Genomic DNA, 8,973 nt, shown 5'->3' on the forward strand with positions numbered 1-8,973 from the left:
TGCTTTCGGCACGCGGCTCGAAACGCAGACAGCTGCTGGTCGAAATCCCGAATTTCCTGACCGCCGCGGTGGAGGTCAGCCCCGATCTGATAGAGATAGTGGAATAGACCCTTCCGGCCGTGCAGTCTTACGGAGTACCCGCACGGAAGAGTATACAAATAAGCATGACCATCATGATAGAACCCGCATCACGCATACAGGAAAAATTGCACGTCTTGCACCCGGTCGACACGGGAAACCCCGCCGAAGCCGGAGCTTACGGCATGTACCTGTTTTACCGGTGGCAGGCCCTCGGTGGTGTGAGCAGCCCTGACATTATGAACAGGGAACTTTCCGGGGTGTACACCCGCATCCGTGCCCTGCTGCGAGATATGGAGGCCAGTAAGGAGAGCTATGACCCACGCGAACTTTACACATGGGTTGACTGGTACGCGCTGCTGAGACGTGTTGCCGATGACGGTCCTTTCGACGAGCGTGCGCTCGATGCGTTGCGCTTGCGGTACTGCGAGGAGTGGTTCTCAGGCGAGGTCGGCTACAAGGCAACCTACGCTGTGTCCCAGATAATCCGCTGGGAAGAACGCGGCTCATACCTGGCGGCACGGCAGCTTGCGGATGCGGCCCGTTCGGCTGTAGCGGAATGGCGTGACGAACTCTCAAACCGTCCGGAAGCCGCGGATATCGATTCCCCGGAGACACTCCGCCGGCTCTCGATCCTTCGCGGGACAGGTACGGTATGGAATCCCCGCAATGCAGGAAGGCTGCTTCCCGTGGTGGAGCGGGTGCTGTCGAGAACCGTTTCCTCATTCCCGACAAAGGCGCTTGAGGCGCTCCATCCGCTCTCGCTGTTTCTGGATGACAGGTGGCTGGCGCATCGGGGGCAGAAGGGTTACGCCCTTGACATCCTTCGTGAACTGACCCGGCGTGAAGACCTGAATCCCTACGCGCGGAAGGCCTACGGGATGTTGCGAGAGACACTGGCGGAATGCACCGGGAATTAGACGGAACGACAACGGATCGTGACCCTGTTCGAACAAATGACGATTTCATCATGGAAGAGATCATCATCTTCAACGAATGTTTCAACGCAGAGAGCAAATATATCCATCTATACCGAAGTAAAGATACGGGGGTATGGGCGGCTTACGGCTACTCTGTTTACAAAGTGGCAGAAATAGAACGTCGCACGATATATAGATAATGAAAAACTACTCGAAGAGGATGTTGCAGGCGGGCCACACGGGCCGATTTTTATCCTTTTAGCAGTAACCAACTCCCGCACCGGCTTTACGTCGGCCCCAACTCAGAGACACCGTAGAAGCTCCAAAGAGCTTTATCGGACACCCCACAGACATCCAAGTAAAGACTATCTACTCACACAAAATCTGTATTATGGTAGATTTTGAGAACATTGAAAGAGATGACTATTTCATCCCCGACGGAATGAATGGTTTCGAACGAAACACCAAGCGTGTTATCGACTGCCTGACCGCCTTAGTCGCCATGATTGTCTTTTCTCCTTTGTTTTTGTTCTGCTACATTGCAGTCAAGCGCGAAGACGGCGGACCTGCCATTTTCAAGCAAGAGCGTATCGGTCGTTTCGGTCGTCCGTTCTACATCTACAAGTTCCGCAGCATGAAGCCCGATGCCGAGAAGGCAGGCCCTGCCCTGTATTCCGGCGGCAAGGACAAACGCATGACCAAGATCGGCAAGTTCCTGCGTGAGCACCATCTCGACGAACTTCCCCAGCTCTGGAACGTCTTCTGCGGCCAGATGGCCTTTATCGGACCTCGTCCTGAGCGCAAGTTCTACATCGACCGGATTATGGAGCGCGATCCCCGTTATCGCTACCTCTACCAGATACGTCCGGGTGTCACCTCCTACGCCACCCTCTACAACGGCTACACCGACACCATCGAGAAGATGCTCCGCCGCCTGCGCTACGACCTCTTCTATCTGGAGCATCGTTCCTGGGCCTTTGATTTCAAAATCCTCTGGATGACGTTCTTCAAAATCGTGTTTGGGAAAAAGTTTTAAACGACATTACATAAATAAATATTACGGATATGACACTATTATGGGTTGCACTCGCCTTTGCAGCGGGCTGTATATTCGGAGCAGTGATGATGAGCCTGTTCGTTGCGGGAAACCGGGCCGAACAAGATTTTGAGGGGGGGGGGAATTTCCTCAAAACGAGCATAATACGACGGTATGATCGGCCCGGATTCGCTGTTATATACTGCCGTATCGTTCCTCGTCTCCTTCGCGACGGCGTGGTGGATCTTCAAGTACGTCCTGCGGATAGCCGTTGACAAGAACATCGTCGACAATCCGAATGCCCGCAAGCTGCAGAAGGAACCGGTGCCGGTGTTGGGCGGTGTCGCCGTGGCCTTCGGCATCCTCGCCGCGACGGTCGTCGGCGGGATATTCTGCGACATGTCAAAGGTCTATCCCCTGACAGGTATCATGATGATTATGCTGTACATAGGTGTAATGGATGACATATTGGGACTCTCCCCTCGCCTGCGGCTTCTCATCGAAATTCTCGTCGTGCTCGCCCTCATATACACTACCGGCTTCGCCGTCAACGATTTTCACGGACTGTGGGGCGTCGGCCGGCTGCCCCAGGGGCTTGCCGTATGCCTGACCGTCTTTGCCGGCGTGGGCATCATCAACGCCATAAACCTGATCGACGGGGTGAACGGACTGTGTTCGGGCTACTGCATCTTCGTCTGCACGGTATTCGGCGTATTTTTCGCCTCGTTCGGAGGGACGGCAGGAGCTTTCTTCGCCGCCGCCTGCATCGGAGCCTTGATACCGTTCCTGTGCCACAACATCTTCGGATTGAAGTCCAAGATGTTCATCGGCGACGGGGGCACGCTGCTGATGGGAACCGTCATGACGTACTTCGTCCTCGACTGCCTGCACGGCGATGTGGCGGCAGAGACCGCCCGGGCCGAAAATCTGGGGCTCGTGCCGTTCACGCTCTCGGTGCTTGCCGTACCCGTGTTCGACACGTTAAGAGTGATGACAGTACGGATGCTGCACGGCAGATCTCCGTTCGCACCGGACAAGTCGCACCTGCATCACCTGCTGTTTGAGTTCCACTTCTCGCACATCGGCACCACCTGCACGGAAATCCTGCTGAATATGCTGGTCGTAGGGGTATGGTGGACGGCTTACGCACTGGGCGCATCAATCGACGTACAGCTCTATGCCGTGCTGCTCACGGGCATCGGCGTTACCTTCGGGCTGTACGGACTTCTCACCCGCATCCGCAAGCGCGACACGCGTTTCTACCGCGCCCTGCTCCGCTTCGGCGACCGCACCCACGTCGGCCACTCCAAATGGTTCCTCAAATGCAGAGAACGGTTGGACAGGGAATATTAGAATACAACTAAATAATAAATAAACGTATGACTGCATGTTTTATGGGGTTGGGCTATATCGGCCTGCCCACAGCCATCATTGCCGCCAAACACGGCATTCACGTTACGGGCGTGGATGTCAATCCCGCCGTGGTAGAGAAAACCAATGCCGGTGAATTGCATATTATCGAACCCGGCATGGGCGATTTATTGAAAGAGGTCATCGCCTCGGGTATGCTTCATGCCTCGACGCATCCCGAAACGAGCGACGCCTATTTCATGGTCGTACCCACGCCGTTCAAGGGCAACCACGAACCGGATGTCTCCTATGTCGAAGCCGCGACCCGTTCCGTCATTCCTTACTTGAAAGAGGGCGATCTCTACGTCATCGAGTCGACTTCGCCGATTGGCACGACCGAAGCGATGGCGCAAATTATTTTCACGGAACGTCCCGAATTGGAAGGGAAAATCTACATTGCCTATTGCCCTGAACGGGTGTTGCCGGGTAATGTGATTTATGAATTGGTGCACAACGACCGCGTCATCGGTGGCCTGAACCCTGAATCGACCGAAAAGGCTATCGGATTTTATTCGCAATTCGTACAGGGGACGCTGCATAAAACGAATGCCCGCACAGCGGAGATGTGCAAACTGACGGAAAACTCTTCACGCGATGTGCAGATTGCCTTTGCAAACGAGTTGTCGCTGATTTGCGACAAGGCGGGCATCGATGTGTGGGAACTCATCCGTTTGGCGAACAAACACCCGCGTGTCAATATCCTGCAACCGGGTTGCGGTGTAGGCGGACACTGCATTGCCGTAGATCCCTATTTCATCACGGCAGATTTTCCGATGGAGTCGAAAATCATCGGCACGGCACGGGAAATCAACAACTATAAATCGTTCTGGTGCGCCGAGAAGGTACGGAATGCCATGTTGGAATTTGAACTGTCGCACCACCGTAAGCCGGTCGTGGCGATGATGGGTCTGGCATTCAAACCGAATATCGACGACCTGCGCGAATCTCCTGCGAAATACATTACGACGAAGGTGATGCAGAGTTGCAACAATGCGCAGATTCTGGTCGTGGAACCGAATGTAAAAGAACACAATGTTTTCAAGCTGACCGACTATCGGGAGGCATACGAAAAGGCGGATATCGTGGTTTTCATGGTGGCGCACGACCCGTTCAAGACACTGCCCAAACACGATGACAAAATCATTCTCGATTTCTGTGGAATAAGAAAATCAAATACACTTTGATTAGTTGAAGAATAAATTAAACATGTGCGATATTAAATTACATACATATATTTCCTACATAGCGTGTTTATGAGATATACAGCTTTGGAGATAAATTCGAAAATTCATAGTTAGGGGTAGTACATAAATTCAAATGTGATATTTATGATAAATACTACGAATAAGGTCGATTGCTGCGGCTGCAATGCTTGCGGCGACATCTGCCCCAAAGACGCCATAACATTCGAGACGGATATCGAGGGCTTCTGGTACCCGAAAGTCGACAGGGACAAGTGCATCGACTGCGGATTGTGCGAGAAAACCTGTCCGATTACCAATAAACTTGATAACGGTAATTATCAAAAACCCAAAGTTGTCATAGCCAACCATAAAAATATTGAAGTACGTTTTGACAGCACATCTGGCGGTATGTTCACTGCGTTTGCCGATACAATATATAAAGAAAACGGTTAATGTCGGGGGCGCAATTTTTACCGATAATTTCTCGGCAAAACAATATATATCCGACAAAAAAGAGGATTTGAAAATACTGAGAAATTCCAAATATATACAAAGCGATGCGACAGGTTTCTATAAAGAGGTTAAATCCATTTTACAAAGAGGCGATAAAGTATTGATTTGTGGTCTTCCTTGTCAAATTGCCGCCTTGAAATCTTATTTGAAATGCGATTATGATAATTTGATAACGGTGGATTTAATATGTCGGGGGATAAATTCTCCCATGGTATTCCGCAAGTATTTGGAGTCTTTGGAAAGAAAATATAGCTCGAAAATTATATATATTAAGCATAAAAGCAAGGAATTAGGTTGGAAGAAATTAACATTGAAAGTCGCACTTGAAAACGGACAGACTTATTATGGGCCAAGAGATACGGACGCTTTTACCCGAATGTTTATAGGAACCAGCGCCATAACCCGCCCTTCTTGTTTTGAATGCCGATTCAAGAGCTTTCCTCGTGTGGCGGATATTTCGATAGGAGATTATTGGTATAACAAAAAAACGGAAGCAGGGAAATTGGACGATGATCTTGGCACTTCGGTAGTCCTTATAAATTCCAAGAAAGGGGAGGCGTTTTTTTCAGAGGTAAAAAAAATAACGACATCAACGGACACACTTGAAAATGTTATTGCCGGCAATCAGGCATTGGTTAAGTCGCTTATGAACGACACAAAGATCAACCGCGAAAAGTTTTATCAAGATTTACAAAATGTTGATTTTGTTGAACTTGCAGAAAAATATTTCCCTCGAAATGATATAAAAACAAAAATAAAAAACATCTTAAGGGTAATAATAAAAGAAGCAAAATTAGCACGGTTGAGACCTAAACCAATATGGCAATTCTTGCATCTAAATTTTCTGCATCCTGCTGTAAGAGGCGTGTCTTTATCCAAAGAGCGAGTTATTTATGTTACTCGTTTTTGCGATATTGAAATATCAAAAGAAGCACATCTCAATTTGAAAGGTTCTTTGACGATAGGGACTTCGGTATATAAACATACGCGTTTGGAAACGCGACTTAGAATGTTATCCGGCGCCATATTTAATGTAAACGGCTCTTGGTCATACGGGTATGGCGGGAATATAGAAATTTTTGGATCAGGAGAATTGACGGTTGAACGCGGTCCTTGGGCAAATATCAATTTGTGCATCATTTGCCAGAATAAAATTTTTATAGATGAATGGGCGATGGTAGGTAGGGCCGTAACGATTCGAGATAACAATGGCGGTCACGCAATCGGAATTTATGGGTATCGGAATTCTCTTCCAGTGCATATCGGCAAACATGTGTGGCTCTGTTCCAATGTAACGGTTATGCCAGGTATTAAAGTCGGGGACGGAACTGTAGTTGGTGCTAATTCTATCGTTACATCTTCCTTCCCTGCCAACTGTATCGTATCCGGGAATCCGGCTAAAATCACCAAGACAAACGTTTTATGGAAAATGTAAATATGTGCTTGCACCACATAGGAATTGCCGTTTGCGATTTTGCAACCAGTATTCCATTTTATGTAAGTATAGGATATTATAAATATGTAGAAGTTTACGATCCGGAACAAAATGTATATGTATGTCTCCTTAAGCACAAAGAAAATCCGGTAATATTGGAATTATTAATGCCTTATAACGAGCAATCCCCGATAAATACGATTATAAAAAAATGGGAGCTACTCCATATCATATGTGTTATGCTGTTCAGAATATGCAACAGGCAATTTCTGCATTACGAAAGAAAAAGTTTATGATTGTATCAACTCCTAAACCTTCTAACGCATTTTATAATAACTTGGTATGTTTCCTCATAAAAAAAGGTATTGGATTAATTGAAATTATAGAAATCAGATGAAAGAAGAAATGCGAGGCAAGGCTGCGGTCATAACGGGCTGCAGCAGGGGAATAGGATTGGCGATAGCGGAGCTGTTTGCCGCGACGGGGGCAGACATCGTCGCCTGTTGCCGGAAGGAGACGGAAGAGACAAGCCGCACATTCCGGCGCATCGCCGAACGGAACGAGGTAGAGGTAATCCCCTTATATTTCGACCTGTCCGATGAATCCGCCGTTAAGCAGGGCATCAAAGTCATCAAGGGGCTGAAAAGGCCGATGAACTGTTTGGTCAACAATGCGGGTATCCCTCATCTGTCCCTGCTGCCATTCGTCAAGGCGGAAGATATCCACCGGATACTGCAGGTGAATTATATCGCCCCGTTGATGATGATACAGGGACTGCAAGGCCTTTTGTCGAAAGGACGGCCCGCCTCTATCGTGAACATGGCTTCCGTAGCCGGGATGGACGGCGAGATTGGGAACTCCGTGTACGGAGCCTCCAAGGCGGCAGTCATTATGCTGACAAAAGTCGTTTCGAAGGAGTTGGCTGCCATGGGCATCCGTTGCAATGCCGTGGCACCCGGGCTGACATCGACCGGTTTTGCGGACAGTATGGGTGAAAAGGCGAAAGAGAGCATGCGGCAAGCCTCTGCGTTGCACCGGCTGGCGACGCCTGAGGAAATAGCCGAGGCAGTATTGTTCCTGGCCTCTGAGCGTGCGTCCTTCATCAATGGGCAAGTCATTCGGGTGGACGGTTCCATGTGAGTAAAAATTATCAAATCATAAAATCATCAAGACATGGACAATGTAAAAGAAAAAATCATCGGGATTATTGCAGACACCTTGGAGATAGGTGTCTCCGAAATCAATGACAATTCCAGCATCGGGGATTTCCCGGCATGGGACTCTTTGGGACACATGAACCTATTGCAAAATATACAAGACGAGTTTGATATAGAACTTGATCCGGAAGAAATAATAGAGCTTGAGGACGTGCGGGACATCGTGAAGGCGGTCGAGGCGAAATTGCAATAAGAAACAAGAGATGACTATCGAGGAGTTTATTTTTCGGCATTCACAGGTCTCCCCCGAGAAAACTGCCATTATAGCGGGGACGACGGAGGTTTCTTATGCGCAATTGTGGCAGAGGATGGAAGAAGCGTCCTCGTATTTCCGCGGTTGCGGATTGAAGAAAGGCGACAGGGTCGTCCTATCGGCAAGCAAGAGCGTAGAGTTCATCTACACCTATTTCGGTGCGCACCTTGCGGGCATGATATGCGTGCCGGTAGACCCCGAGACCAACGCCTTCCGCCTGCAAAGGATTGTCGGTTGTGCAGAGCCGTCGCTGATAGTCGGGGAGCTGCGACATGGCGGAAGCCATGAGGTAAAGGCCTTTTCGGAAATTCATTCGGAGGAACGTTTCGATACCGTTTTTCCGGAGAGTACGGACCATGCCGACATTCTGTTTACAACCGGAACGACGGGATTGCCCAAAGGGGTGATCCTGCCGTACTCCAACCTGCTGGCGGCGGCTGAGAACATCAATGCGTTCATCGGAAACTCTTCTGACGATGTAGAGTTGCTGGCGCTGCCCGTCAGCCACTCTTTCGGGTTGGGGCGTTTGCGGTGCGTCATGGTGAAAGGGGCGACTTTGGTATTGCTGGGGAGTTTTGCCAGCATGAAGAGATTCTTCGGCGAGATGGAACGGTGCAAGGCGACCGGCTTCGGGATGGTTCCGGCCAGCTGGGCCTATCTGCGGAAGATGAGCGGGGAGCGCATCGGCAGCTATGCCGGCCAGCTGAAATATATTGAAATAGGCAGCGCGTTCATGCCCTTGGAAGAAAAAGAGATGTTAATGCGCTTGTTACCCGATACTCGTATCTGCATGCACTACGGGCTGACGGAGGCGTCGCGCAGTGCCTTCGTCAGTTTTCACGATGAAGCTGCGCATCTGATGACTGCCGGTCGCCCGTCTCCGAATACCGAGATCGCCGTTTTCAATGAAAGCGGAGAGCGTCTCGG

At 49.6% G+C, this 8,973-nt stretch carries 11 protein-coding genes; all 11 read left to right on the forward strand.

Annotation, left to right across the window (positions count from 1 at the left end; translation table 11 throughout):
• Nucleotides 1–164: 164 nt before the first annotated feature.
• Nucleotides 165–998: a hypothetical protein gene (locus Q0Z70_RS12245; protein ID WP_298074921.1), complete on the forward strand. Its 834-nt coding sequence runs from the start codon at nucleotides 165–167 to the stop codon at nucleotides 996–998.
• 50 nt (nucleotides 999–1,048) lie between these two features.
• Nucleotides 1,049–1,198, forward strand: coding sequence for a hypothetical protein (locus tag Q0Z70_RS12250; protein WP_298074923.1), 150 nt, complete (start codon nucleotides 1,049–1,051; stop codon nucleotides 1,196–1,198).
• A 191-nt stretch (nucleotides 1,199–1,389) separates the two neighbouring features.
• On the forward strand, nucleotides 1,390–2,034 hold the full coding sequence (locus Q0Z70_RS12255) for a sugar transferase (protein WP_298074924.1): 645 nt from the start codon (nucleotides 1,390–1,392) through the stop codon (nucleotides 2,032–2,034).
• Between the two features lie 399 nt (nucleotides 2,035–2,433).
• Nucleotides 2,434–3,387, forward strand: a complete 954-nt coding sequence (locus tag Q0Z70_RS12260; protein WP_298074926.1) for an MraY family glycosyltransferase — start codon at nucleotides 2,434–2,436, stop codon at nucleotides 3,385–3,387.
• Nucleotides 3,388–3,413: 26 nt separating this feature from the next.
• Nucleotides 3,414–4,628 (forward strand): UDP-N-acetyl-D-mannosamine dehydrogenase, encoded by a 1,215-nt coding sequence (gene wecC, locus Q0Z70_RS12265; RefSeq protein ID WP_298074927.1) that lies wholly within the window; start codon nucleotides 3,414–3,416, stop codon nucleotides 4,626–4,628.
• 144 nt (nucleotides 4,629–4,772) lie between these two features.
• On the forward strand, nucleotides 4,773–5,081 hold the full coding sequence (locus tag Q0Z70_RS12270) for a 4Fe-4S binding protein (RefSeq protein ID WP_298074929.1): 309 nt from the start codon (nucleotides 4,773–4,775) through the stop codon (nucleotides 5,079–5,081).
• Nucleotides 5,017–6,576, forward strand: a complete 1,560-nt coding sequence (locus tag Q0Z70_RS12275; protein WP_298074931.1) for a Coenzyme F420 hydrogenase/dehydrogenase, beta subunit C-terminal domain — start codon at nucleotides 5,017–5,019, stop codon at nucleotides 6,574–6,576. Before Q0Z70_RS12270 ends, Q0Z70_RS12275 begins: the two co-directional genes overlap by 65 nt.
• A 2-nt stretch (nucleotides 6,577–6,578) precedes the next feature.
• A complete protein-coding gene (locus Q0Z70_RS13585) occupies nucleotides 6,579–6,872 on the forward strand; it encodes a VOC family protein (RefSeq protein ID WP_366807316.1) in 294 nt (97 codons plus the stop codon).
• Between the two features lie 97 nt (nucleotides 6,873–6,969).
• A complete protein-coding gene (locus tag Q0Z70_RS12280) occupies nucleotides 6,970–7,716 on the forward strand; it encodes an SDR family oxidoreductase (protein WP_298074932.1) in 747 nt (248 codons plus the stop codon).
• A gap of 33 nt (nucleotides 7,717–7,749) precedes the next feature.
• Entirely contained in the window at nucleotides 7,750–7,986 is a 237-nt protein-coding gene (locus Q0Z70_RS12285; RefSeq protein WP_298074933.1) for an acyl carrier protein, read from the forward strand.
• A gap of 10 nt (nucleotides 7,987–7,996) precedes the next feature.
• On the forward strand, nucleotides 7,997–8,973 hold a 977-nt coding region (locus Q0Z70_RS12290; RefSeq protein ID WP_298074935.1), incomplete at its 3' end, for a class I adenylate-forming enzyme family protein.

The sequence above is a fragment of the uncultured Bacteroides sp. genome (genome assembly GCF_947632445.1).
Taxonomy (GTDB): Bacteria; Bacteroidota; Bacteroidia; order Bacteroidales; family Bacteroidaceae; genus Bacteroides.